At 36.0% G+C, this 23,971-nt stretch carries 27 protein-coding genes and 1 pseudogene; 21 read left to right on the forward strand and 7 right to left on the reverse strand.

Features of this window, described 5'->3' with window-relative positions; translation table 11 throughout:
• From JUJ52_RS08890 to JUJ52_RS08905, 4 genes are read left to right on the forward strand one after another with little or no spacing between them, the layout of a single operon-like run.
• Positions 1 to 2,154, forward strand: a complete 2,154-nt coding sequence (locus JUJ52_RS08890; RefSeq protein WP_205388721.1) for a phage tail protein — start codon at positions 1 to 3, stop codon at positions 2,152 to 2,154.
• A 36-nt stretch (positions 2,155 to 2,190) separates the two neighbouring features.
• Positions 2,191 to 2,445: a hypothetical protein gene (locus JUJ52_RS08895; RefSeq protein WP_205388899.1), complete on the forward strand. Its 255-nt coding sequence runs from the start codon at positions 2,191 to 2,193 to the stop codon at positions 2,443 to 2,445.
• Positions 2,446 to 2,457: 12 nt separating this feature from the next.
• Positions 2,458 to 2,685: a phage holin gene (locus JUJ52_RS08900; protein ID WP_228088883.1), complete on the forward strand. Its 228-nt coding sequence runs from the start codon at positions 2,458 to 2,460 to the stop codon at positions 2,683 to 2,685.
• On the forward strand, positions 2,685 to 3,605 hold the full coding sequence (locus JUJ52_RS08905) for an N-acetylmuramoyl-L-alanine amidase (protein ID WP_228088884.1): 921 nt from the start codon (positions 2,685 to 2,687) through the stop codon (positions 3,603 to 3,605). Before JUJ52_RS08900 ends, JUJ52_RS08905 begins: the two co-directional genes overlap by 1 nt.
• Before the next feature lie 13 nt (positions 3,606 to 3,618).
• Here the strand turns inward: JUJ52_RS08905 and JUJ52_RS08910 are convergent, their stop codons facing one another.
• Both JUJ52_RS08910 and JUJ52_RS08915 read right to left on the reverse strand, forming a co-directional pair.
• Positions 3,619 to 3,819, reverse strand: a complete 201-nt coding sequence (locus JUJ52_RS08910) for a helix-turn-helix domain-containing protein (protein ID WP_228088885.1) — start codon at positions 3,817 to 3,819, stop codon at positions 3,619 to 3,621.
• Positions 3,820 to 3,973: 154 nt separating this feature from the next.
• Positions 3,974 to 4,111 (reverse strand): hypothetical protein, encoded by a 138-nt coding sequence (locus JUJ52_RS08915; protein ID WP_205388716.1) that lies wholly within the window; start codon positions 4,109 to 4,111, stop codon positions 3,974 to 3,976.
• A gap of 156 nt (positions 4,112 to 4,267) precedes the next feature.
• Here JUJ52_RS08915 and JUJ52_RS08920 point away from each other — a divergent pair, with 156 nt between their 5' ends.
• Entirely contained in the window at positions 4,268 to 4,480 is a 213-nt protein-coding gene (locus JUJ52_RS08920; protein WP_121605503.1) for a hypothetical protein, read from the forward strand.
• A gap of 27 nt (positions 4,481 to 4,507) precedes the next feature.
• On the opposite strand, the gene JUJ52_RS08925 is transcribed toward JUJ52_RS08920, so the two are convergent.
• On the reverse strand, positions 4,508 to 4,651 hold the full coding sequence (locus tag JUJ52_RS08925; RefSeq protein ID WP_162986455.1) for a hypothetical protein: 144 nt from the start codon (positions 4,649 to 4,651) through the stop codon (positions 4,508 to 4,510).
• An 81-nt stretch (positions 4,652 to 4,732) separates the two neighbouring features.
• Positions 4,733 to 5,248, reverse strand: a pseudogene (locus JUJ52_RS08930) (aminoacetone oxidase family FAD-binding enzyme); the annotation flags it as partial.
• Between the two features lie 294 nt (positions 5,249 to 5,542).
• Between JUJ52_RS08930 and JUJ52_RS08935 the strand changes: the two are divergent.
• The 5 genes from JUJ52_RS08935 to JUJ52_RS08955 all read left to right on the forward strand — a co-directional run bounded on the left by JUJ52_RS08935 (position 5,543) and on the right by JUJ52_RS08955 (position 10,323).
• Positions 5,543 to 7,159: a putative polysaccharide biosynthesis protein gene (locus JUJ52_RS08935; RefSeq protein ID WP_026681490.1), complete on the forward strand. Its 1,617-nt coding sequence runs from the start codon at positions 5,543 to 5,545 to the stop codon at positions 7,157 to 7,159.
• Positions 7,160 to 7,170: 11 nt separating this feature from the next.
• A complete protein-coding gene (locus tag JUJ52_RS08940) occupies positions 7,171 to 7,887 on the forward strand; it encodes a pseudouridine synthase (RefSeq protein WP_026681489.1) in 717 nt (238 codons plus the stop codon).
• A 15-nt stretch (positions 7,888 to 7,902) separates the two neighbouring features.
• Complete coding sequence (thpR, locus tag JUJ52_RS08945; RefSeq protein WP_026681488.1) at positions 7,903 to 8,490, forward strand: RNA 2',3'-cyclic phosphodiesterase; 588 nt, start codon at positions 7,903 to 7,905, stop codon at positions 8,488 to 8,490.
• The gene (locus tag JUJ52_RS08950) at positions 8,465 to 9,394 is read left to right on the forward strand and encodes an NERD domain-containing protein (RefSeq protein WP_226983530.1); all 930 of its coding nucleotides are present in this window, start codon (positions 8,465 to 8,467) and stop codon (positions 9,392 to 9,394) included. Before thpR ends, JUJ52_RS08950 begins: the two co-directional genes overlap by 26 nt.
• 110 nt (positions 9,395 to 9,504) lie before the next feature.
• The gene (locus JUJ52_RS08955) at positions 9,505 to 10,323 is read left to right on the forward strand and encodes a phosphotransferase family protein (protein WP_026681486.1); all 819 of its coding nucleotides are present in this window, start codon (positions 9,505 to 9,507) and stop codon (positions 10,321 to 10,323) included.
• Here JUJ52_RS08955 and JUJ52_RS08960 read toward each other — a convergent pair.
• On the reverse strand, positions 10,310 to 10,597 hold the full coding sequence (locus JUJ52_RS08960) for a YtzH-like family protein (protein WP_026681485.1): 288 nt from the start codon (positions 10,595 to 10,597) through the stop codon (positions 10,310 to 10,312). The genes JUJ52_RS08955 and JUJ52_RS08960 overlap by 14 nt on opposite strands.
• Positions 10,598 to 10,672: 75 nt before the next feature.
• On the opposite strand from JUJ52_RS08960, the gene trmB reads away from it, so the two are divergent.
• Entirely contained in the window at positions 10,673 to 11,326 is a 654-nt protein-coding gene (gene trmB, locus JUJ52_RS08965; RefSeq protein ID WP_026681484.1) for a tRNA (guanosine(46)-N7)-methyltransferase TrmB, read from the forward strand.
• Positions 11,327 to 12,191: 865 nt separating this feature from the next.
• The gene (locus JUJ52_RS08970; protein WP_026681483.1) at positions 12,192 to 13,034 is read left to right on the forward strand and encodes a YtnP family quorum-quenching lactonase; all 843 of its coding nucleotides are present in this window, start codon (positions 12,192 to 12,194) and stop codon (positions 13,032 to 13,034) included.
• A gap of 91 nt (positions 13,035 to 13,125) precedes the next feature.
• Here the strand turns inward: JUJ52_RS08970 and JUJ52_RS08975 are convergent, their stop codons facing one another.
• A complete protein-coding gene (locus tag JUJ52_RS08975; RefSeq protein WP_026681482.1) occupies positions 13,126 to 13,440 on the reverse strand; it encodes a PepSY domain-containing protein in 315 nt (104 codons plus the stop codon).
• A gap of 177 nt (positions 13,441 to 13,617) precedes the next feature.
• Between JUJ52_RS08975 and JUJ52_RS08980 the strand changes: the two genes are divergently transcribed.
• On the forward strand, positions 13,618 to 14,685 hold the full coding sequence (locus tag JUJ52_RS08980) for a M42 family metallopeptidase (protein WP_026681481.1): 1,068 nt from the start codon (positions 13,618 to 13,620) through the stop codon (positions 14,683 to 14,685).
• A gap of 27 nt (positions 14,686 to 14,712) precedes the next feature.
• Positions 14,713 to 15,213: a DUF84 family protein gene (locus JUJ52_RS08985; RefSeq protein WP_026681480.1), complete on the forward strand. Its 501-nt coding sequence runs from the start codon at positions 14,713 to 14,715 to the stop codon at positions 15,211 to 15,213.
• 287 nt (positions 15,214 to 15,500) lie between these two features.
• Here JUJ52_RS08985 and JUJ52_RS08990 read toward each other — a convergent pair whose 3' ends face one another.
• Entirely contained in the window at positions 15,501 to 15,941 is a 441-nt protein-coding gene (locus JUJ52_RS08990) for a YtoQ family protein (RefSeq protein ID WP_026681479.1), read from the reverse strand.
• A 156-nt stretch (positions 15,942 to 16,097) separates the two neighbouring features.
• Here JUJ52_RS08990 and JUJ52_RS08995 point away from each other — a divergent pair, with 156 nt between their 5' ends.
• The 7 genes from JUJ52_RS08995 to murC all read left to right on the forward strand — a co-directional run bounded on the left by JUJ52_RS08995 (position 16,098) and on the right by murC (position 23,888).
• Positions 16,098 to 16,610: a hypothetical protein gene (locus tag JUJ52_RS08995; protein WP_026681478.1), complete on the forward strand. Its 513-nt coding sequence runs from the start codon at positions 16,098 to 16,100 to the stop codon at positions 16,608 to 16,610.
• 210 nt (positions 16,611 to 16,820) lie between these two features.
• Entirely contained in the window at positions 16,821 to 17,141 is a 321-nt protein-coding gene (locus JUJ52_RS09000) for a thioredoxin family protein (protein WP_026681477.1), read from the forward strand.
• Positions 17,142 to 17,273: 132 nt separating this feature from the next.
• Positions 17,274 to 18,080, forward strand: coding sequence for a DUF1444 domain-containing protein (locus JUJ52_RS09005; protein ID WP_026681476.1), 807 nt, complete (start codon positions 17,274 to 17,276; stop codon positions 18,078 to 18,080).
• Positions 18,081 to 18,101: 21 nt separating this feature from the next.
• A complete protein-coding gene (ytpR, locus tag JUJ52_RS09010; protein ID WP_026681475.1) occupies positions 18,102 to 18,704 on the forward strand; it encodes a YtpR family tRNA-binding protein in 603 nt (200 codons plus the stop codon).
• A gap of 167 nt (positions 18,705 to 18,871) precedes the next feature.
• On the forward strand, positions 18,872 to 21,241 hold the full coding sequence (locus tag JUJ52_RS09015; protein ID WP_226983529.1) for a DNA translocase FtsK: 2,370 nt from the start codon (positions 18,872 to 18,874) through the stop codon (positions 21,239 to 21,241).
• A gap of 89 nt (positions 21,242 to 21,330) precedes the next feature.
• Positions 21,331 to 22,452: a nicotinate phosphoribosyltransferase gene (locus JUJ52_RS09020; RefSeq protein WP_026681473.1), complete on the forward strand. Its 1,122-nt coding sequence runs from the start codon at positions 21,331 to 21,333 to the stop codon at positions 22,450 to 22,452.
• Between the two features lie 134 nt (positions 22,453 to 22,586).
• The gene (murC, locus tag JUJ52_RS09025) at positions 22,587 to 23,888 is read left to right on the forward strand and encodes a UDP-N-acetylmuramate--L-alanine ligase (RefSeq protein WP_205388715.1); all 1,302 of its coding nucleotides are present in this window, start codon (positions 22,587 to 22,589) and stop codon (positions 23,886 to 23,888) included.
• Positions 23,889 to 23,971: the final 83 nt, after the last annotated feature.

The raw sequence follows: 23,971 nt of genomic DNA on the forward strand, positions 1-23,971 counted from the left end.
ATGCTATCAGTAATGGATTTACAAGGAAATACAGAACCTTTAGTAGATTTCCAACAATATACACGTAAGCGCAAGGTAAACGGAGAAAAAACCATATCTATGACTGTCGTTCCTAGTGAAAATAATAAACATGCTTTTCCATTGATTGGGGAAGAAACTACCATTACACATGGTGATGACGAATATATCATAAAAAAGTATTCGGCTAAATCGCTAGGAAACAAATATATAAAGCGCATAGACGGTGTACACAAGTTTTATGTAGATATGATTAACAAACAACAAGAAAAGGTACACAATGGCTCTATTACATTTCAATCATATATGAATTTGGTTTTTGAGAATACAGGTTATACATTTGCTACTATTGATAGCTTTCCAGCTAGAGAATTCGATAACTTAGGGAATGACAATCGTTTATCCATGCTTGAAAAAGGCTTAAAGCGATTCAAGGCGGAAATGGAACTAGTCGGAAAACAAGTTCGTTTTAAAAAGATGGTAGGTAATGATACAGACTTTCAATTCCGCTATGGTCATAACATAAAAAGTATCGAAGAATCTTGCGATACTACTAATTTAGCTACAGTTATTCGTGGTGAAGGAGCAGACGGTATCACTGCATATTATAGAAGTCCTAATGCAGATATATTTGGAGAGATCGATGCACCGCCCGTAATGGATGAAAGGTTTACATCTAAAGAATCACTTCTAGAAGAAATGAAAGCAAGGCTTGAAGATACACCCCTATTCTCTGCCAAAATTGATTTTGCCGATTTAAGAGCAGCAGGATATCCTTACACGGTTCCCAATGAAGGGGATCGTGTTTTTGTTATATACGAACCTATGAATGATTTGATATTAGAGACAAGAATACTAGATATCGACGAAACATTCGATGATGATTTAAACCCTATAAAAACTACTGTTACCTTAGCTAATCATAAGAAAAGCTTTGCTGATGTAGTATTTGATAATACACAAAAGCAATTAGGGAAAATTATTAATGATGACGGTATTGTGAGAAATGATGTTCTAGATCAAGCTGTCCAGATAGCTACAGAAGCAATAAAGAACGCAAGAACTGAATTGCAATTTCCTAATGAGGGCGGAATTTGGGCAGTCGATAAAGACGATCCCAATAAAGTTGTTGTATATAACTCTGCTGGTTTAGGCGTTAGTAAAGATGGTGGTCAAACATTTGGCAATGCTATTACTGGTGAAGGTATAGTAGCAGAAGCTATAATGGCAGGGTTAATGTATGGTGTAAATATTATTCAAGATGATGGGCAAGGTGGGAAAATTGAGTTAATTAATGGTGTTCTACGAACGTTCTTAAATGATATACCAGTTATGAAAGTTGATGAAAAAGGATTAACGATGTTTAATTCTAGCAATGGTGGAGAAGCAGGAACGCTTAGAGATTCACAACTTATTAACGATAAAAGTAAAAAAGGAATATCACTTAATTCCGCAACAGATTTTATAAGTATAGGTTTTGGAAGAAGCGGGGGAAATGATTTCCCGATTTTACATGGAAGTAAATATAATAAAAAAACATCATTATATAGGTATACACCTAGCGGGAATACTGGATTTTTGTACGCTGAACATAACAAAACAACCATTTATGCAGGCAACGGTGATGGGAGAAGGAAATTTATCGAATTAAAACGTAATACATCTACTAATGCAGATGTATTTTTGCATTATAATTTACATCCTCTTGGCAATTCAGAAGGATATAATCAATTTTATTTCAATTGTGACGGTTATTTTACTGGATGGGTATCAGCATCAAATGTTATTAACAGATCACTAGAAAAGTATAAAACAGACATAAGCAAATTAAATGTAAATGCTCTATCAATATTGTTAAACGCTGATTTATATGAATACAAATTAAAATCTGACATTGAAAATGGAATAGATTACGTAAATTATGGTTTAGTGATAGGCGCTGATTATAATACACCAGAAGAATTTTTGTCTCCTGAAAAAGAGGGAATCAACAGCTATAAACACCGTACATTAAATACGAAAGCTATACAGGAATTGGCAGAAGAAAATAAGCAACTAAGAAACGAGGTAGACGACCTTAGAGAAGGTTTAATGAATGCATTAAAAAGAATAAAAGCATTAGAAAACGCTGGATAGGCGTTATTTTTTATGTCTTAAAACAGGGGGTTGAGTATGAGTGAACAATGGTATACAAACAAAGACTTATTCGAACTAATTAATGGTCTACGCTCTGAAATGCAAGAAACTAGAAATGTAATAAAAAAGTACAATGGCTTGCGTGAAGAATTGGGTGTTGTGAAAGAAAAGGTAGAACGTATTGAGGCTAAAACAGAAGGAAGGAAATCAGTAGCAGAAGCTATCCGCCTATGGGGCGGGTGGCTTTTTGCTTTAGTAACACTAGTTGTTTTATTGATTACCAAAATTTAAGGAGGAATTAACATGAAACAAGCAATTGTAAGACTTGTCGTATTAGCAATTTTACTAGCAAATCAGGCATTAGTTGTCTATGGATGGGATCCACTACCATTTACTGAAGATCAAATTTATCAAGGTGTGTCTACTGTAGCAACAATCGGCGTAGCTGTATGGGCATGGTTTAAAGACAATCCTGTTACTAAAAAAGGTAAGCATAATGATAAATTTTTACGTGATAGGGGGATGAAGTAATGCCAAAAATAATTCAAGATTTTATACCTAAATCTCAAACGAATCAACGCCCTGGTCATTCTATGAAGCCAAAATTTTTAACAGTTCATGGTACTGCTAACGAAAAGAAGGGCGCAGATGCAGAAATGCACAGTCGGTATTTGCATAATGGCGCAGGTGGCCGAGTGGTTGTTTGGCACTACACTGTCGATGACAAAGAAATATACCAACACATTCCAACGAATGAAAACGGTTGGCACGCTGGCGATGGTGAAAGAGGTACTGGAAATAGACAATCAATTGGAATTGAAATATGCGAAAACAGCGATGGAGACTTTAACAAAGCGGTTAAAAATGCCCAATGGCTTATTAAAAAATTAATGAAAGAACACAACATACCTATTGAACGTGTTGTACCTCATAAGCATTGGTCTGGCAAGAACTGTCCTCGCTTGTTGTTAAATATGTGGAGTACATTTATAGATGGGATTGAGGGTAAAACCGTAGAAGCACCCGATCAAGAAGTTGAATCTGAAACAGTAACTAATGGATCTATTGTCGATTATCTTAACAGCATTGGTAAAGATTCTAGCTTTAGCGCACGTAAGAGGTATGCTGCAGATTACGGTATTAAAGGTTATAAAGGTACAGCTAAACAAAACACTACATTGCTAAACAAAATGCGTAAAGGAAAACCATCCAAGCCCAAAGCAAGCTATATTGGTAAACGAGTTGAATCCAAACATAATGGACAGTTGCGATTTTACAACAAGCCCAGTTGGTCAGATAAGCACGTAGCTGGTTACCTTAAAAAAGGATATGGATTCCCTACTATTGTAGACAAGGTTAAGGTTGGAAAAGGATATCAATACAAGGTTAAAAATAGTAAAGGACACATTTATTACGTAACAGCTAGCAAAAAATACGTAAAAGTGGAGTAAATGAAAATAGCCCTCACTGTTGTGGGGGCTTTATTTCATTTTTATGGTTCTGATAAAATTCATACAACTTTAAAGCATTATCAAGTGTAATGCTTCCAATATCAATCTGACCCCTCCTAATTCTGGAAATGGTACTTTCGGATATGCCTGTTTCTTTTTTGATCTTATAACCAGTAATATCGGATTCAATTAATTTACGGATGTCTTCTTTCATTTTCTAACCGCCTTTTTTTCTTAAGTAGTCGATTACGTTCTTTTCTCAGAAATAAATATCTAATTCCAAGTATGGCGATGGCAGTCCAAATTATGATCATTGATATCATAAATAGCATAGTTTTGTGGTATACTTAGTAATGAGAGGGAAGGGATTAACCTCCCCGTCTCATTCTTTTGATTTCTAGCTTCAGTTTTTCAATTTCTAACCTAGACTTTTGGGTGGTCAGCCAAAGTTTATAAGCAGTTAGAATTGAAATGACTGAGGCTATTATTTTTGCTAAGTATTCCACTTCCTCCCTCCTTTCTATATATTAATTATACAATAATGCTTGCGATATTACAAGTATTTTTTCCCATTATTTCTATTTTTTTCTAAGTAATTTATCCTTGAATAAGAACGGTAGTTCGCATATAATAAGAACAAACGTTCTAAAGGTGGTCTTATCATGAAAGGATTACTTAATCGTTCTGTGGAGAATAAGCAAAAAATCATTATCTTTTATATAGATAGCAATAGCGATGTTACAGAGCGTTATATTCGTGTGCTTGAAGTGAATGAGAAGAGTATTCTGGCTTATTGTTACTACCGTAAAAAAGTGAGAACATTTAAGTTAGATAATATCCTTTCAGCTGGATCAGTACGGAAGAGAGCTATGTAAAATAACCCCGTCCTTAGTTGGATGGGGTTATTTAAATATCTTCTTTATTGTTTTCCCTGCCGCTTTACCAGTTACACGTCTACCTACCCGTTTTCCTACTTTTCCTTTTCTTACAGCATCAACATCGTTCCATATTCGTAAGAATTTATAAATGCTTGATTTAAGGCTCATGATATCATTCCCTCTACATGAATTTCTTACAGTATATAATAGGAAGAAACTCGACACAAATCAGCCTATCATGTGAACAGGAGATCCAGTATGGGGTACTGCCTTCCCACCAACGGCAATAACTACACTTTTCGTTTGTACTTTTGTACCGTCTCTTAAAATGACGCTGTGGTTATTTTCTTCATAATGAATAGCTTTAACAGGCGTTTCTAATCGAACTACCACGTTAAGGTCATCCAATTGTTTTAATAATGCGTTCACCACAGTTTTTGACTGATTAGAGACAGGGAACATTCTTCCATGGTCTTCCTCCTTCAACGGAACATCTAATCCTTCAAAAAATTCAATAATATCATAATTATTAAAAACGGAGAAAGCACTAAATAAAAATTTTCCATTGCCTGGTATATGCTTAATGACTTCTTCCTGAGGTAGACGATTCGTTACATTACATCTGCCGCCACCTGAAATAGCAAGTTTTTTTCCTAATTTCTTTCCTTTTTCTATTAAAAGTGTTTGTGCACCTGATTCAGCTGCAGCAATTGCCGCCATTAACCCTGAAGGTCCACCACCAATAACAATTACATCATAGGACAATTTTTTTCATTCCTTTCCGTATGTATATTAACACGTTAAACAAGTACAAACAATTATCGTTTTCTAATTGCAGATCTCCCATACAATATGTGAAGAAATTAGTACAAATGTAAGTTGCTCAGTGCCTATATCAGTGTAAAAAGATGGTTGTATAGTCATATATACATAAGTATAAACCTTTAAATGTGATAAAATAGTCCATATGATTCTTTTTATCTAATAAGCAATTTCGTTATAATCAAATAATGAGTGTTTCGAAATTTATATCAAATGTAAATAAATGCAGGTGAAATAATGTCAAATATTGTCCGAGGAACGATGTTATTAACGGGAGCTTCTTTTTTATCTAAATTCTTAGGAATGATATATGTTGTTCCCTTCAACGCTTTAGTAGGTCCAAGTGGTGGTACGTTATTTGCTTACGCATATACACCGTATAGTATATTTATTAGCCTATCGACAGTTGGTGTTCCGTTAGCGGTGTCTAAATTTGTATCAAAATACAATGCGGTTGGAGATTATGAAACGGGTATGAGAATGTTTCGAACCGCTATGACTATGATGATGGTCACTGGTATATTTGCGTTTTTAGCAATGTTTTTCAGCGCAGAGTGGTTAGCAAGTGGAATGATTACCAGTGATGACCCAGCTAATATTACTGTCTCTGATGTTGCCTTTGTCATACGTATGGTAAGTTTTGCTTTAATAATTATCCCAGTTATGAGTATTGTCCGAGGTTTTTTTCAAGGACATAATTCCATGGGGCCTACTGCAATATCACAAGTAATGGAGCAAATCGTACGTATTGTGTTTCTTTTAGGTGGCTCATTTATTATTTTAAAGATACTAAATGGATCCGAACTAGCGGCGGTTGGCTTTTCAACCTTTGCTGCTTTTCTTGGTGCAGTAGCTTCATGTCTCGTATTGTGGATTTATTGGAATAAAAGAAAATCTCATCTATATAAACAAATTGAGCAGCAAACATATTCATATGATATACCTAAGAAAGATCTGTTCTTAGAACTATTTAGATATGCAGGACCATTTGTATTAGTAGGATTAGCTATACCATTATATCAATTGGTTGACCAGTTTACTTTTGAACGGTCTATGGTAGCAAGTGGTAATAAGGAAATATGGGAATTCACATATTCTGTAATCAACTTCTATGGTCATAAATTGGTCATTATTCCGATAACACTTGCTACTGGCTTGTCACTTGCCATTCTTCCTGAATTAACCAAGTCATATACACAAAATAATTCGGAGTTATTAACGAAACAAATTAACCAGGCCTTACAAATTATTATGGTACTTGTTATTCCAGCTGTTGTTGGTCTTTCATTACTTTCAGATGAGGCATATGGAACATTATTTGGAGAATTAGACAAATTAGCTATTTCAGGTCCACTGTTAGCATGGTATGCACCAGTGGCTCTGTTCTTCGCATTATTTAGTGTAACATCATCAGTACTACAAGCGATAAACCAACAGCGTTTTGCAGTTGTTAGTTTGTTAGCAGGACTACTTGTTAAGGTGCTTTTTAATATACAACTTATTTATGTATTTGGTGCTAAGGGGGCCATTTTTGGAACAGCTTTAGCTGCCGGTATAGCGGTCAGTTTGAATCTATGGCGGATACGTAGTTCGATTGATTTTTCTTATAAGCAACTAATTAAACGAACTATCTTAATTGGAATCTTTGCCATTATTATGAGTGTTTGCATCCTCATACTCAAAGCGTTGTTAGGAATGGTGATTCCTAATGGAAGATGGGGGCTTGCGATAATTCTTACCATTTGTGTTATCGTTGGTGGTAGTGTTTACTTATGGTTCGCTTATCATTCGACATTACTGGAAAGAGTTTTAGGAAAACGAGTACGTGTATTGGATAAATTATTTCGTAGATAGGAGGAGGACTAATGCGACTTGATAAATTGTTGGCCAATACTGGGATTGGTAGTCGAAAAGAAGTGAAAGTGTTGCTAAAGAAAAAGCGCATTACAGTAAATGATACTGTGATTAGAGATGGCGGCAAACATATTAATCCCACTATGGATCAAATAAAAGTAGATGGTAATACGGTTCACTACAAACCAAACATCTATATCATGATGCATAAACCTCCTGGAGTAATCTCTGCAACTGAGGATAAACGACAAAAAACAGTGATCGACTTATTGACAGATGAGTTTCAACATTATAAGCCATTTCCTGTTGGTAGATTAGATAAGGATACAGAGGGGTTATTATTACTTACAAATGATGGAGACTTAGCCCACCATTTGCTTTCACCAAAGAAAAAGGTTGATAAGGTCTACTACGCCAAGATTAAAGGAAGGGTAACGGAACAAGACCATATCAAATTTAGTAATGGCATTCAATTAGAGGATGGCTATATGACTATGCCAGCAAACCTAAACATACTTCAAACGGATGATATCTCTGAAGTAGAAATTACAATTACAGAAGGAAAGTTTCATCAAGTGAAACGGATGTTTCAGGCTGTTAATAAAGAAGTTATTTACTTAAAACGAAAACAAATGGGAAGGCTAAAGCTGGATGATGCTTTAAGAGTAGGATCATATCGTGAATTGTCTAAGGAAGAACTAGGATATTGCCTCAGCTTGAAAAAATAATTGGAGGAGTTTAGGATGACTGAACAACCACATTATTTTATTGCCATTCCGCTTTCGACCCATCTGCAAAATTATTTTTCTATGTTGCAGGAAAATTTAATGGAGCAATTATCATATAAGCAATGGCCTCACAGGCAGGATTTGCATGTTACATTAAAGTTTTTAGGGCCAGTAGCCGATAAAAAATTACAGGCCTTAATACAAGTATTAGAAGAGCTTCATTCTTTTCAAGCGTTTAACACACAGGTAGGTGGCGTTGGAGCATTTGGATCGAAAACGCAACCTAGAGTCCTTTATGCGGATGTAGAACTAACTGATCGTCTCAAAAAATTGCAGGAGCAGGTTGAAAAAGCTGTTGAACAGATTGGCTTTTCTAAGGAAAAGCGTGATTTTGTACCGCATATAACATTAGCAAAAAAATGGACAGGTTCGACTGGAATGGCGAAAACATTAGCTACCGTGAAAGCTACATACACAGAAAAACAGCCTTTTCTTATCGATAAAATAGGGTTGTTTCGTATTTATCCTAAAGAAATGCCTAAATATAAAATCGTTGCTAGCTTTAATGGAATTGGAGGTGAGGATTCTGGCTCAATTAATTAAACTTCAGGATTATATCTCACGCTACGAATGGAATGCATATCGTTATCCTAGTCAATTTATCCGACTGAAGCAGGATAATTGGCAAAAGCTGAATGCACTCTGGTTAAAAAGAGAAGAAATGACCGAAATAGACATACATACAACAGAAGAGATCTCTCGCTCTCCTAAATGGAAGATTTGGAAGAAAAAGGAGCAGGTTGAGGAGCTAAATGTGCAGGATGAAACATCTTCATTACCAAATTCTAAGATAGAGTTAAAGCAATTTTTTCTTGATAGACTCCTACAAATTCAGCTGAAATGGGCAACTTCTACTGTAACTGACCTTTCATTCATCGATAAGTCTTATGCGAGTGATCCAGAAATTAAATATTTTCTTCAGCGATTTCCGGATACTTATTTAATTATGTATTATCCTATCTTTAATATTAAAAAAGCACCAGTAGATGGCGAAATTATCCTGATAAGCCCAATTGGTGTTGAAATCATCTATTTAATGGATGAGGGGATAGGAACTACGATAATGGCTGGTGATGAACGAACTTGGACCGTAACAGATGAAGATGAACAACGTAAGGTTTTAAACCCGCATATTCCTTTGAAGCGAACGGAACAAATTGTCAAGAGCGTTCTTAATTATAATAAGATAGATTTTCCCATACAAAAGACAGTATTATCCAAAACGAATAATATTATTTTTTCAGAGGAGCCGTTTCAAACAAAGATTATTGGTAGACAGCAGTACGAACAGTGGTTTCAGGATAAAAGAACCCTTTCTTCCCCATTAAAAAACAGACAGCTGAAAGTAGCAGAGGCGTTATTAAATCATTGTCAAACAACCTCTGTGAAACGTCCAGAATGGGAAGAAGAGCAAACAACCTTTGAATTTGCCGATGATGAGCTTTGATGTGGTAGGATTGATTACTACATGATAAACTATTCACATATTTGTATTTTTGTATAAATATCGATAAAATGTATTATTGAACGCTAAATTTTGAAAGATGTGAGGAATTTATGGTGGACTGGCTGAAGCGAGTTCTAGGTAACGAGTGGCAAGTGACTCCAGCTGGGGGGTTAACTGGAGACGCTTATCTAGCAACGAAGAACGATCAACGACTGTTTTTGAAAAGAAATTCTTCACCATTTTTAGCTGTACTCTCAGCAGAAGGCATTGTTCCAAAGCTAATTTGGACAAAACGGATGGAAAATGGTGATGTGATAACAGCGCAGGAATGGCTTGAGGGTAGAGAATTAAAACCTGCAGAAATGCAACATACAGATGTTGCTGCATTGCTACGGAAAATTCACCATTCATCAGAGTTATTACACATGCTTATGCGACTGGGGAAAAAACCAGTTACATCAGATGAAAGCTATTTAAATATATTAAAGAGATTAGAATATACAGATTTATTAAAGACAAACGAATACGTACAAAAAGCACTGGTATATTTAAAGAAATTATTACCGATCACAAGAGAACAAAAACTTGTGGTTTGTCATGGTGACTTAAACCACAATAATGTTTTACTTACTGATGAAGGCAACCTCTATCTAATTGATTGGGATAACGCATTGATTGCAGACCCAGTGACGGATTATGGTATGGTTTTGAAATGGTATATTCCAAAAGAGAATTGGGATGAATGGCTGCGGAACTATGGAATTACTAGTGATAATCGTCTAATTGAACGGATGTACTGGTATTTATTACTTGATGCTCTACATTATGTTTGTTGGCATGTTGAAAGAAAAGAAATTAGTAAAGTACATGAAAGATTACAGGATTTAAAAGAATTAAACGATCATATTGTTGCATTTAATTTAAATTAGATTGGTGTATTGCATTTATCCAATTATTCAAGTTATCATTATTGGCAGTAATATGCTGTTCAATATCCTGTGTCTTCTCTCCTTCTTTTCCATAATAATGAATTTCTGGAAGTAACTGCATCAGTTGTTTGTCTGTTACATTTGAGTTATTCATAAGAGATTGTACAATTCGTGTTATTTGCTGATATTCAGAAACATTCCCACAGCAGTCGAGCTTTTGTTCGTCTAAAAGGTCCTTCAGTAATGTTAGTTGATTGTTTACGTTTAATGTCATCCTCGATCACCTCAGATCTTAGTATCGTTCATATTTCTTTTTCTATACTTTTAACTACAGAAAGAGAGGAAGAAAATGCGTCAACGAAATAAACCTTGGGCTGATGATTTTTTGCAGGAAAACTCACATATTGTGATACCAAATTCCTCGTCGCATAAAAATAATTGGCATGAACTCTTTGGTAATCGTAATCCTATTCACGTTGAAATCGGCACTGGAAAGGGCCAATTTATTTCAGAGATGGCTAAACAGTTTCCAGAGATAAACTTTATTGGAATAGAGCTTGCTAAAAGCATTATTGTAACGGCGGCTCAAAAAGTAATACTATCAAAGCAGCCAAACGTTTTGTTAGTAAACGAAGATGCTGCAAATATAATAGACTTGTTTTCAGCAAATGAAGTTGCAACGATTTATTTAAACTTCTCTGATCCATGGCCGAAAAACAGGCATGAAAAGCGAAGATTAACGTACCATACGTTTTTAGAAAAGTATCAGGAGATACTAGATCCATTAGGTGAGATTGTGTTAAAAACAGATAATATGGGGTTATTCGAATATTCATTAATGAGTTTTTCACAATATGGATTTGTACTTTCGGAAGTAAATTTAGATCTGCATTCCATTGATGATCCAACAAATAGAATGACTGAATATGAAGAAAAATTCTCGGCAAAGGGTCAACCGATTTATCGTTGCCGTGCTTCAATTAGCAATAAAAATAGGAACTGAGACAAAATAATGAAGCAACAATAATAAACGAACGATGATTAGGTTGGAATTAATTATCGTTCGTTTTTTGATCAGAATCATTCATTTAGCACCTGAAATAAGCGAGACTCCAGCGGGAACAGCACGAGTCCGAAGATCCACTTGGTAACGTGTTTTTCTTTACCAAGTTAGCTGAGACTGTACCCGGGGAAAGCGCGTATAGTTTCACGGTGCGGTGATGATACTCCTATTGATAACATGATTATTCGTATTTTGAGTAAAGAAGTTGTGTTTTGTCCGATCCTCATAATTATTGTTTAGGAAAATATAAAATTTGCCCATGTGGATCCATATGGGCGTGTTGAGTTGCAGCAGCTCCAGCGCCCAGAAACGAGGGCGACTTCACGAATCACCCTAATCTAAGTCATCATCGGCTCACAAGTTCATCGTGCTTCCTTTATCTCCGTTGACTCGTTCCAGTCACTACCCTTCTAATCGGGCACTTGCTCTTTTGTTCTTGTATGGCGAAAGCACGGACAAAAGAGTTTAATCGAAGAAAAAATGAATAACTGGAAAGGATGAGTCATAGCTACTCTGGAAATAGCGTAGTTGATTGCTCGTCATAAATGAATCGTTCTAATGTCACAAAAAGAAAATAAGATAACGAAACTCCGAGCAAAATAGGCTACTTTGCCTTTGCTTAAATGCTTTATTGTATATAGCATGCTGTGCTGAAATTTTGAAAGCCATTAACGACGCTTTAAGAGATTAGGGACAAGGCAATAGCTTACAATCTGTCATACGATGTCATTTTTTAAAATGATAGCGTTTGCGATTTTGTTCAACGTTTTGCTAAACTAAAACTATAAAAAAGGGGAGATAAGTGGTGGAAAGGCTTAAGGTAGGAAGAGCGACATTAACATGGCTTCAAGGTGGAGTAAATTATTTGGACGGTGGGGCTATGTTTGGTGTAGTACCAAAAGTATTATGGAGTAAGAAATATCCCTATAACAACCAAAACCAGATTGAATTACGAACAGATCCGATTCTAGTAGAAATTGATAATAAAAAATTCTTAATTGATAGCGGTTTGGGCTATCATAAACTAACGGATAAACAGATGCGTAATTTCGGTGTAATGGAGCAATCAAATATAGATGCGTCCTTAGCAGAAATTGGATTATCAGTCGATGATATAGATGCAGTACTAATGACACATCTTCATTTTGATCATGCTTGTGGACTAACAAAGGTAAAAGGAGATTCATATGAACCAGTTTTTAACAATGCAACTATCTATACGTCGAAGCTAGAATGGAATGAAATGAAAAATCCAAATATACGATCTGTGAATACATATTGGAAAAAGAACTGGGAGTCAATAGTTCATCAAGTACAACCGTTTGCAACTGAAATAGAACTCATTCCTGGGTTAAAGATGATTCATACTGGTGGACATAGCGAGGGACATAGTATTATTGTCTTCGAAGACGGCGATTCTTGTTTTATTCATATGGCAGATATTATGCCAACACATGCGCATCAAAATAAATTATGGGCGCTAGCCTATGATGATTATCCGGTTACTTCCGTTCATCAAAAAGAAAAGTGGATGGATATTGGATATGGAAAGCGCGCTTGGTATACGTTTTACCATGACGCATATTACAGAGCCATTAAGTATGACGAAGCAGGTAATGCCGTTGACAAAATAAAACGAAATAGCTAAAAATACACGACACAATCAAAAAAGCTGCACGTATGTTCAGCAGCTTTTTTTGATTAAGTAAGTATCGAGTTGTAACTTGTAGACACCTGTTCTAGGCAGTTTGTACAGAGTCAATAACAGCACCTGTTTCTACATCTACGTAGAATTCATACTGTTTATTTTCCCCATCAAGGTTACGTGTTACACCACCACGATAGGCGCTGTATAGTAGACCGTTTTTCTCTATTTCTTGTGGCTTCATATAGATCCACGAACCACTTATAGGACCTTGTTTTTTAAAGGTTTCTTTCGCTTGCTTTAAAGCTTTCTCCGGGGTTATTTTTTGCATTTGATCAATTTGTTGTTTAGCAATGTACCCTACTGCTACACCTAACCCTGCTGCAAGAACTGCTTTTTTCATACCCATTTCTATTCACCTCTTGCTATTATTTTGAATCTATATCACTAATCTTTACATATGCTAGTATATCGTATTCTAAAAAAAATAGAAAATAATAAAGTGACATGAGCCAATAGTGGAAACAGATAGACAACTTCCGTTATACTATTAATAGTACATAGAAAGCAAAGGGTGGGATTTTACATGAATCAGGAAACGCTAACACTTTTTAAAAATTTAACGGAATTGCAAGGTGCACCAGGCAATGAAAAGCTTGTTCGAGAATTTATGAAACAAGAACTAAGTAAATATGCAGATAATATTGTTCAAGATAACTTAGGTGGTATTTTTGGAGAGAGAAAAGGAGAAGGTCCAACAGTATTGGTAGCAGGTCATATGGATGAAGTAGGCTTTATGGTGACACAAATTACAAAAAATGGAATGATTCGCTTTCAAACATTAGGTGGATGGTGGAGCCAAGTATTACTTGCTCAACGAGTTCAAATTATGACAGATAATGGGCCAATTGTAGGTGTCATTGGATCAATACCACCACATAATCTAACAGATGCACAGCGTAAGCAGCCAATGGAAATAAAGAATATGCTAATTGATATCGGAGCAGATGATAAAGAGGATGCTGAAAAAATTGGAATTAAGCCTGGGCAATCTATAGTGCCGCTAACTCCTTTTACTCCAATGGCGAATGACAAAAAAATTATGGCAAAGGCTTGGGATAATCGTTATGGATGTGGCTTAGCAATCGAATTACTACAAGAGTTACAAGGTCAAACGATACCGAATCATTTATTTTCTGGGGCAACTGTTCAAGAAGAAGTTGGGCTAAGAGGTGCACAAGTAGCCGCAAATATGATTAAACCAGATATTTTCTATGCACTTGATGCTTCACCAGCAAACGATGCTTCTGGAAATAAAGAGGAATTTGGTCAACTGGGAGAAGGGGCATTGTTACGAATTTTTGATCGTTCGATGATCACCCATCAAGGAATGAAAAACTTTTTGCTGGATACAGCGGAAAGCAATAATATTCCATATCAATACTTTATCTCTCAAGGTGGTACGGATGCTGGGCGTGTACATTTAGCAAATAATGGTGTGCCATCAGCCGTTGTTGGGATTTGCTCACGCTACATTCATACGTCAGCATCAATCATTCACGTTGATGACTATGCAGCTGCTAAAGAATTATTAGTAAAGCTAATTAAACAAACGGACCAAAATACATTAGATCAAATTCATCAATCTGTATAATAGTTATAATAAAAAAGGAGATAAAGCATGAATATTACAGTCGGATCAAGCAATCCTGCTAAGCTAAAAGCAGTGACAGAAGTTTTTCCTGAAAGCTATGTAACATCGAAGCGTGTCCAATCTCATGTGGCAGCACAGCCATTTTCCGATGATGAGACTAGACAGGGAGCGATTAATCGTGCCATTGCTTGTGCAGAAGGCTCAAATAATTTTGGAATAGGTCTTGAAGGTGGCGTAATGTATATCGGTGATCAGCTTTATCTTTGTAATTGGGGTGCACTAGTAACTCCTGAAGAAACTGTCTATACAGCTAGTGGTGCTAGAATTATTTTGCCTAAAGAACTTGCAACGGAATTGACAGAAGGTAAAGAGCTTGGCTATTTGATGGACGCGTATGCAAATAAGGAGGACGTAAGTAAAAAGGAAGGTGCAATTGGAGTTTTCACGAATTACCTAATGACTAGACAAGCGATGTTTTCTCATGTAGTAACCTTATTAAGAGGGCAATGGGAATTCCATAAAGCATAAAAACTCTATCCAAACTTTAGGCTGTCGAAACTATCGACAGCCATCTTCATTTGATGACATCCATTCAGACACGAACTATAGACTTGGACTTTCGTCAGTAATGAGCGAGTGATAGGCATGAAGAAAGCTTGCAAGATTTATCCAGCATATAAAACCTTCACTTCAAGCAATACAGTAAAACCACTACCAATATTGGTAAGTGAGGGTTCAACTGCAGTAAATGTCCGATTGGTTCACCTAACAATCAGTGGGTGATAAACCAACCCTCCACTGATTGAAGTTTCACTTTATTCAAATATATAATTAATGACTTCTAAAGCCTGTTCTATCGATTCAACGGTGACATTTGCTTTCGCTGATAACTCCTTTAATGGATGTATTAGGGATTCTGGTCGAATAATAATGGTCGGTTTATTTAACGTTATTGCATAGCTGGCATCCATAGCTGTGTTCCATTGCTTATATTTTTCACCAAATAGAGCGATAACTATATCTGCTTTTTCCATGAGTACTTGCGTCCTGAAATTGTTTATTCGTGATGCGGCTTCATCTTTGTGTACTTTACTGGGCTGTCTTCCTATAATGTCGTCTCCAATATTATCCGAACGTTCATGATTTGTTTGAGGTGCTACAAAGGTTAAAGGAAGTCCTTTGTTCGTTGCTAGCTGTTCTACTTCATCTCTCCAGTTGTCATGAATTTGCCCCGCTAAATAGACGGTTAGTTCCATTATATCTCCTCCATTGCATGATTTAGTACTATCGTATACAAAAATAAAACAATTGAAAAGAATTTAACAACCGAAGGTAACGTAGCGTGTTTCACTTTCGTTTCTATCCATAGTATGATAGATGGTGTAAAAATAGGAGGAAATAGGAGGAATTATATGAGGATAAAGCTACCTTTTTTAGTGGTGTTTTTATCTATATTAGTTCTTATTACCGGTGGCTGCAGTATGAAGTCTGATCAAGAAGCTATCAAGGAAGCTGAGAAAATTACGAAGGAAACCTTTGAGAATAAAGAAAAAGTACCCTTGAACTATGGGATAGGAAATAAATCATTCTATTTACCAAATGGGATGGAAGTTGTAGATGAAGATGAGAGCAACCTAATTCTAGAGGATAAGAATCAAACCTTTATTGTATTTCATAACACAAATGAAAATGCGAAAAGTACATTAAATTTTGCAGCTGCAACGAAAAAAGATGCGTTAAACGTATCATCTTTTTCTGATTCTAACGGATTTGGATATTTTCGGGTTTTACCTGAGGAAGATAATAAATTTGAATTGCAGGTCGGTGTAGGTGGTGTTAAGGTGACCACATATGTAGATAAAAATGGCCTTGATGAGGATGCAGAGACAATGATGAAAATAGCGAAGTCCATTGCTTTACAATAAAACAACTGTTAATTGAAAAAGAAACGGGATTATTTTAATATAAGTTGAGTATACCATATGTTTGCATATTTACTGTTTTAGGTAAAGGTACGAACTATTTCTTATAGTTATTGGTATAGTCTCTTTTACAATACACTTACTTGCATATATGTTACATTATGTTGGAAACAAACGATAAACTAGTCTATCATAATTGTGGGAGTTGATATAATGGAAACTTTAGCGTCACAAGAGGAATTTAAAAAATGGATAAAACAAGAAAATGTTATTCTATATTTTACAGCGGGATGGTGTCCTGATTGCACCGTTATCGAACCAGTACTACCAGAAATTGAGGCAGAATTTCCAAGCTTTTCATTCGTAAAAGTAGATAGAGATAAATTTATTGATATATGCCAAGATTATGCGATCTTTGGGATACCAAGTTTTATTGCCTTTAATGACGGAAAAGAAACGGGAAGATTTGTAAGTAAAGATCGTAAAACGAAACAAGAAATTATCGAGTTTCTAAAAGAAGTCAGTGATAAATAAAGTTAGTTAACGTAACCAAAAATTTTAACCTCTTTTATATAAGCTATCTAGATGATAAAAGGTTGTCTAAGATCGCAGACGTAATTGGAGCATTCTTATAGGAAGAGGGTGTAATACGTCAGGAGGATTCATATGAAAATGACAAGTTTGAAGTTAAAAAAAATTTTGGAAGAGCGATTAGCTAATGAAGCGTATCGCACTTCTTATAATCGAGATAAAGACACATTTCGTATTGAATGGAAAGAATCGAAAAAAGGAATGACCATAACGTTACCAAATGTTGTTGCAAAATACAATCAACGTGGAGAAGTAGCTATTGTTGAGCTTGAGGAACATATTAAAGAAGCATTGCGAATTATGAATGAGGAACATCACTTATCTGGAATGGAAAAACAGATTTATCCAGTGATTCGCTCAACTTCTTTCCCAATCACTACAAAAGCAGAAATTGACTTAGTATATAAAGATCATACGGCTGAGACACGTGTGTTTTATGCATTGGATTTAGGAAAGTCCTATCGATTAATTGATGAAGACTTACTCGATAAAGAAGGCTGGACCAAAGAGCATATCGATGAAATTGCTACATTTAATTTGCGTTCACTACCAGTTGATTATAAAGAAGATCAAGTTGCAGGCAATGATTTTTATTTTATTGCAACACAGGATGGCTATGATGCTAGCAGAATTTTAAATGAAGCATTTTTGGAAGAAATGAAAGCTAATAGTAAAGGTGAACTAGCAATTGCAGTACCTCATCAGGACGTACTAATTATTACAGATGTTCAAAATAAAACAGGCTATGATATTCTGGCACAGATGACTATGAAGTTCTTTGCGGAAGGGAGAATCCCAATCACTTCACTTCCAATGATATATGAAGATAAGACATTGGAGCCAATCTTTATCTTAGCCAAAAACAAACCAGAAAAGAATTAGAAATGGAAAAGGATGATGAACATGGATGTTTTTTACAACTTAAATGGAATTGGTGATGTGCTAATCATCCCTATGGAAGAAGGAGACCGTGAGAAAATAAAAACGGATAGGAATGGTGATGTTGTAAGAATCACAGATCATTCAGGTAAAGTAATTGGCTATAATATTTTTCATGCGTCACAGCACTTTACTTTTCTTTCAACTGGAAAGATAACGTTAACGGAAGAATATTTAGCAGAAATGAAACAGTTGTTTCGTCAGCTTAACTTAGATGATGATTTGAATTTTGACTTAAGTCCCAAGTTTGTAATTGGTTATGTAGAAAGTAAGGAGCAACATGAGAATGCTGACAAACTCAGTGTTTGTAAAGTGGACGTTGGTAATGAAACATTACAAATTGTCTGCGGTGCTCCAAACGTGGAAGCTGGACAGAAGGTTGTAGTTGCAAAAGTAGGTGCAATGATGCCAAGTGGAATGAAGATCAAACCGACAGAATTACGAGGTGTTTCTTCGAATGGTATGATATGCTCGCAAAAGGAACTTGGATTACCAAATGCCCCTAAGGAGAAGGGGATATATGTTTTAGAAGATAATTATCAAGTTGGTAATGAATTCGTAATGTAAATAGAGAAAAACAACCTGTGTTAGTACTTAGGTTGTTTTTTTCGATAGATATAAGCAAAAGAGGACAGTCCAAGCCTTAGCTTATTACATAAACCTGCCATGAACGTAATAAAACTGCTACAATAAAGGAATACTAGATTTATAGATATAGAAATGAGTGAATTGAAGTGTGGGATAATTGGAAGAAAAAAATTAAGAGTCTTTTTGCAGATAGTGAAGAGGAAGAAAAACAGCATGAAGAGAGCCGTACAGCTGAGAAAAGTAATCTTGAGGCAAAAATGATGTATCAATATCCTGCGAATAAATCTTTTCGCTTCCCAGTCATTCCTGACAGAGTAGAAGAAAGGACAAGCAGAAAGCAAGTAAGAGAAACAGGAACACTATATAATACGGGGAGAATCACAGGTACAAAAACAGAAGAAAATCGGAATTCGCAAAGAAAAGCAACAAAAGCTAGCCGATTCAATCAGTCTGTAAATGAACAACAGCCAAAAGAAGTACCAGCTTATCAGCGAAAGCGTCAAAGCAGGACAAGTCAACATGTTTCGGTTGAACGACGTGAAAAATCAGAGAAGCAAAATAATCATAATGCGAACAAGGTGTATAAAAAAGATCCAGATATACCGTTTCGCCCAACTGAAGTCCCTTCGCCAATCTACGGTTTTCGGCCAAGACATGAAGAAAAAAAAGTTGAGAATATACCAGCCTACCAAAGAAAGGAAGAAAACAACAGTCGAGAGGAGCAAAAGCTGTTCGATGAAAGTGAGTCAATTGTAGCAGAAGCACCTTTAAAAGAAAAAGAACTGCCTGATGCCGAGGGTGAACAGCGAAATTTATTGCGCGAACAGGATGAGGTTGATGAATCGAATTTTATCGTGCAAGATGACTCCATACAACAAGAGAATCAAGATCATTCATATGACAAAGAGGAATTAGATAGCCGTCCAGAACCTGAGAAACAGATAAAACGATCCGAAAAGCGAAAACAAAATCGCGATAGTGTGAAGACGGTTCCGTTCAATGTTATGATGACACCACGAGATAAAAAGAATTTATTTGAAAAATCAAAGCAAAAACAAAAGCAAGAGGAGAAGATCATAAAAACAACAGCTCCTGAGAAAAATAATAAGGAGCATCGTATACCATACTACCTTCTAAATGATATAGAAAAAGCCGGTGCAGATGACCGAAGGTGGATGGAAGGACAGCAGAAGTTACTTGAACAAACCTTAACACACTTTAATGTACGGGCCAGGGTAGTGAATGCAACACAGGGGCCTTCTGTTACTCGATTTGAGGTGCAACCGGAGTTAGGTGTTAAGGTAAGTAAGGTTAAAAATTTAAGTGATGATTTAAAGCTTAATATGGCCGCAAAGGATATTCGAATTGAAGCTCCTATTCCAGGGAAGAATACGATAGGTATTGAGATTCCAAATCCAAAAGCACAAATGGTTGGCTTACAAGCAATATTTGAAACAGAAGCATTTAGTCGAAGTTTATCGCCATTAACCATTGCATTAGGGTTAAGTATTGAAGGACAACCACTTATTACAAATATTCAAAAGATGCCACATGGATTAATAGCTGGTGCAACAGGTTCAGGAAAAAGTGTATGTATAAACACCATGATAATCAGCTTATTGTATAAGGCGAGTCATGAAGACGTTAAATTTTTATTAATTGACCCTAAAATGGTTGAACTCGCTCCATATAATGGTATTCCTCATTTAGTCTCGCCCGTAATTACAGATGTAAAAGCAGCTACAGCTGCACTGAAATGGGCAGTAACAGAAATGGAAGACCGTTATGAGAAGTTTGTGCATGAAGGTGTGCGTGATATTGAGCGATACAATCAAAAAATGATTAAGCAGGATCGTAAGCAAGACAAAATGCCATTCATTGTTATTGTTATTGATGAGTTAGCAGATTTAATGATGGTTTCTCCACAAGATGTGGAGGATGCAATTAGCAGAATTGCCCAAAAAGCTAGAGCTTGTGGCATTCATCTACTTCTCGCTACTCAACGTCCATCTGTCGATGTCATTACTGGTTTAATTAAAGCTAATATTCCAACTCGAATTGCATTTAGTGTTTCTTCGCAGGTGGATTCACGAACGATTTTAGATACTAGTGGAGCAGAAAAATTACTAGGAAAAGGCGATATGTTATTTATAGAAAATGGAGCAGGAAAAAGCATTCGTCTTCAAGGTCCCTTTGTTTCAGATGAAGAGATTGAGCGTGTTACAAATCACGTTAGAGGAATCGCAGAACCGAATTATTTGTTTGAGCAAGAACAGTTACTAGAACAAGTTACGATGGATGAAGAGGAGGATGACCTTTTTCAAGATGTTATATTATTTGTGCTAGAGCAAAATGGTGCAAGTACCTCCATGCTGCAGCGTCATTTTAAAATTGGGTATAATCGAGCAGCCAGACTCATTGATACACTTGAACATCGTGGTATAATTTCTGGTCAGAATGGTAGTAAGCCTAGAGAAGTGTTGGTTACTTTGTCACAGGTAGAAGACATGCTATAGGAATGTAAAACTTGTAAGTCTTGTTTCCTATGCGAAATTTTTATATGATTAGATATAGTGATCATATATTTTAAGGAGAAAACGAAATCATGAAGGAAATTGAGCAGAAGTTAAACGGTAAAATAAAACGATTAACAAATAAAACGTTTAAATTTGATGAACGAATTAAAGAAGGCTGGTTCTCTGCCGTCTATTTTCTTAAAACAAAAGAAATTGCGGAGAAGAAATTACCTGATAATCAAGTAACCATGCAATTTTTTCAAAAGTCGGATGCCGTACTATGTGGGACAGATGAAGCAATAGCACTATTACATACCTTTGCGGATCAACCTGAAACATTAGACATACATTCATTAAAGGATGGAGATAAAATTCATCCTTTCGAATCTGTATTAACCGTTTCTGGAGGCTACCATCAATTTGGCTTTTTAGAGGGAATCATTGACGGGATACTTTCCAGAAGAACATCTGTCGCTACGAATGTATACAATGTGGTAAAAGCTGCACGTACTTCTGGTAAGCAAAAACCTGTTATTTTTATGGGGGATCGGGACGATCACTATACGCAGCAAGCTGGGGATGGTTATGCCGCGTTTATTGGAGGATCAACTGCCCAAGCAACACATGCAATGAATGAATGGTGGGGAAAAGAAGGGATGGGGACAATGCCTCATGCACTTATTCAAATGTTTCGAGGCGATATTGTAGCTGCTTGCAAAGCCTACCATGAACTTTTCCCAGAAGATGATTTAGCCGCACTTGTTGATTATAATAATGATGTAATAACGGATTCATTGAAAGTGGCAAGTGAGTTTGGTAAGGAATTAAAATCAGTTCGATTGGATACTTCTCGTACACTTGTAGATAAGTATTTCTTAAGAAATCACCATTTAATGGGGACATTTGATCCAAGAGGAGTAAATCCTGAGTTAATTTTTGCTTTGCGTAATGCATTAGATGAAGAAGGATATTCCCATGTAAAAATAATGGTTAGTGGTGGATTTACAGAAGATCGTATCGTTCAATTTGAAGAACTTGGTGTACCAGTAGATATGTATGGCGTAGGAAGAAGCTTATTAAAGCTTAATATCGGCTTTACCGGAGATAACGTATTACTGAATGGTACGCCTGAAGCAAAAGAAGGTCGACGTTATCGCCCTAACCCACGTTTAGAAAAAGTACCATTTATAGGTGAAAATGGCAAAGAATAATTAGAATGTATTGAAATTCTTGGTTATTATTTTATTCCTCTGAGGGATTTGCTATAATGAAAAAATAGCTGTAAAAAATATATAAATAAAGAGATGATTTTGAATCCTTTTACGTTCAATATGGAGGTTCTTTTATGACAACTTACCATTTTATTGGTATAAAGGGAACAGGAATGAGTGCTCTTGCACAAATTCTTTACGATTCGGGTGAAAATGTGCAGGGATCAGATGTAGAAAAGCGATTTTTTACACAGGAAGCATTGGAGAGTAAAGGCATTCCCATTCTACCTTTTTCAGAAAGCAACATCAAAGAAGATTATACAGTCATTGCAGGAAACGCATTCCCTGATGATCATTTAGAAATAAAGGAAGCAAAGAAACAAGGTGTTACGTTTTATAGATATCATGAGTTTTTAGGTGAGTGGTTAAAACAGTATACAAGCATTGCTGTCACAGGAGCTCATGGAAAGACGTCGACAACGGGACTACTTGCTCACGTGTTAAATAGTTCATTCCCGATATCTTATTTAATTGGAGATGGCACAGGGAAGGGACATGTTGATAGTAAATATTTTGTGTTTGAGGCATGTGAGTATCGTCGTCATTTTTTACGATATGAACCGGACTACGCAATCATGACAAATATTGATTTTGATCATCCGGATTACTTTACTAGTATTGATGACGTATTTGCAGCATTCCAATCAATGGCAGACCAAGTAAAGAAAGGAATAATTGCATGTGGTGATGATGAACAATTACAACAAATCCAAGCAAAAGTTCCGGTCGTATATTATGGATTTGCAGATACGAATGATTTTCAGGCGCAGAATATTGTAGAAACGGATCATGGTACCGAATTTGATGTGTTTGTTCGTAATACCTATTATGATACTTTTTCCATACCAATGTACGGAGACCATAATATCTTAAATGCGTTAGCCGTTACGGCAATTTGTCATTATGAAGGCATTGACGCTGAGAGTATCAAACAACTAGACACTTTCGGTGGGGTAAAACGACGTTTTACTGAAAAGAAAATTGGAAATCAAGTACTTATTGATGATTATGCGCATCATCCAAAAGAAATTACCGCTACCATTGAATCAGCTCGTAAAAAGTATCCGAATAAATCTGTTGTAGCTATTTTTCAACCACATACATTTACAAGAACGAAAACATTTCTACAAGAATTTGCTGACAGCCTTAGTCAAGCAGATCGCGTTTATTTATGTGATATTTTTGGCTCGGCAAGAGAAGAAACTGGTCAGTTAACGATTGAAGATCTTCAAAAATTGATTGATCACAGCGCTATTTTAGAGCTTTCTCATACAGAAGCTTTAAAAAAATACGAAGATAGTGTGTTAATATTTATGGGTGCTGGAGATATACAAAAATTTCAACAAGCCTATGAAGAAACACTTACAATTAAATAATAGAGAAGGAAAAGTGTCTGAGCCATTGGCAACAGGCGCTTTTTTTATAAGTTAAGAAAGTATAAAATCAGTGCAATGACTGC

The sequence above is a fragment of the Virgibacillus sp. AGTR genome (genome assembly GCF_016919725.2).
Classification (GTDB): domain Bacteria; phylum Bacillota; class Bacilli; order Bacillales; family Amphibacillaceae; genus Virgibacillus; species Virgibacillus salarius.

Excerpts from the sequence above, each read along its gene's own strand:
- JUJ52_RS08890 (WP_205388721.1), top strand. The coding sequence starts at position 1 with ATGCTATCAGTAATGGATTTACAAGGAAATACAGAACCTTTAGTAGAT.
- JUJ52_RS08895 (WP_205388899.1), top strand. The coding sequence starts at position 2,191 with ATGAGTGAACAATGGTATACAAACAAAGACTTATTCGAACTAATTAAT.
- JUJ52_RS08900 (WP_228088883.1), top strand. The coding sequence starts at position 2,458 with ATGAAACAAGCAATTGTAAGACTTGTCGTATTAGCAATTTTACTAGCA.
- JUJ52_RS08905 (WP_228088884.1), top strand. The coding sequence starts at position 2,685 with ATGCCAAAAATAATTCAAGATTTTATACCTAAATCTCAAACGAATCAA.
- JUJ52_RS08910 (WP_228088885.1), bottom strand. The coding sequence starts at position 3,819 with ATGAAAGAAGACATCCGTAAATTAATTGAATCCGATATTACTGGTTAT.
- JUJ52_RS08920 (WP_121605503.1), top strand. The coding sequence starts at position 4,268 with ATGAAAGGATTACTTAATCGTTCTGTGGAGAATAAGCAAAAAATCATT.
- JUJ52_RS08925 (WP_162986455.1), bottom strand. The coding sequence starts at position 4,651 with ATGAGCCTTAAATCAAGCATTTATAAATTCTTACGAATATGGAACGAT.
- JUJ52_RS08935 (WP_026681490.1), top strand. The coding sequence starts at position 5,543 with ATGTCAAATATTGTCCGAGGAACGATGTTATTAACGGGAGCTTCTTTT.
- JUJ52_RS08940 (WP_026681489.1), top strand. The coding sequence starts at position 7,171 with ATGCGACTTGATAAATTGTTGGCCAATACTGGGATTGGTAGTCGAAAA.
- thpR (WP_026681488.1), top strand. The coding sequence starts at position 7,903 with ATGACTGAACAACCACATTATTTTATTGCCATTCCGCTTTCGACCCAT.
- JUJ52_RS08955 (WP_026681486.1), top strand. The coding sequence starts at position 9,505 with ATGGTGGACTGGCTGAAGCGAGTTCTAGGTAACGAGTGGCAAGTGACT.
- JUJ52_RS08960 (WP_026681485.1), bottom strand. The coding sequence starts at position 10,597 with ATGACATTAAACGTAAACAATCAACTAACATTACTGAAGGACCTTTTA.
- trmB (WP_026681484.1), top strand. The coding sequence starts at position 10,673 with ATGCGTCAACGAAATAAACCTTGGGCTGATGATTTTTTGCAGGAAAAC.
- JUJ52_RS08975 (WP_026681482.1), bottom strand. The coding sequence starts at position 13,440 with ATGGGTATGAAAAAAGCAGTTCTTGCAGCAGGGTTAGGTGTAGCAGTA.
- JUJ52_RS08980 (WP_026681481.1), top strand. The coding sequence starts at position 13,618 with ATGAATCAGGAAACGCTAACACTTTTTAAAAATTTAACGGAATTGCAA.
- JUJ52_RS08985 (WP_026681480.1), top strand. The coding sequence starts at position 14,713 with ATGAATATTACAGTCGGATCAAGCAATCCTGCTAAGCTAAAAGCAGTG.
- JUJ52_RS08990 (WP_026681479.1), bottom strand. The coding sequence starts at position 15,941 with ATGGAACTAACCGTCTATTTAGCGGGGCAAATTCATGACAACTGGAGA.
- JUJ52_RS08995 (WP_026681478.1), top strand. The coding sequence starts at position 16,098 with ATGAGGATAAAGCTACCTTTTTTAGTGGTGTTTTTATCTATATTAGTT.
- JUJ52_RS09000 (WP_026681477.1), top strand. The coding sequence starts at position 16,821 with ATGGAAACTTTAGCGTCACAAGAGGAATTTAAAAAATGGATAAAACAA.
- JUJ52_RS09005 (WP_026681476.1), top strand. The coding sequence starts at position 17,274 with ATGAAAATGACAAGTTTGAAGTTAAAAAAAATTTTGGAAGAGCGATTA.
- ytpR (WP_026681475.1), top strand. The coding sequence starts at position 18,102 with ATGGATGTTTTTTACAACTTAAATGGAATTGGTGATGTGCTAATCATC.
- JUJ52_RS09020 (WP_026681473.1), top strand. The coding sequence starts at position 21,331 with ATGAAGGAAATTGAGCAGAAGTTAAACGGTAAAATAAAACGATTAACA.
- murC (WP_205388715.1), top strand. The coding sequence starts at position 22,587 with ATGACAACTTACCATTTTATTGGTATAAAGGGAACAGGAATGAGTGCT.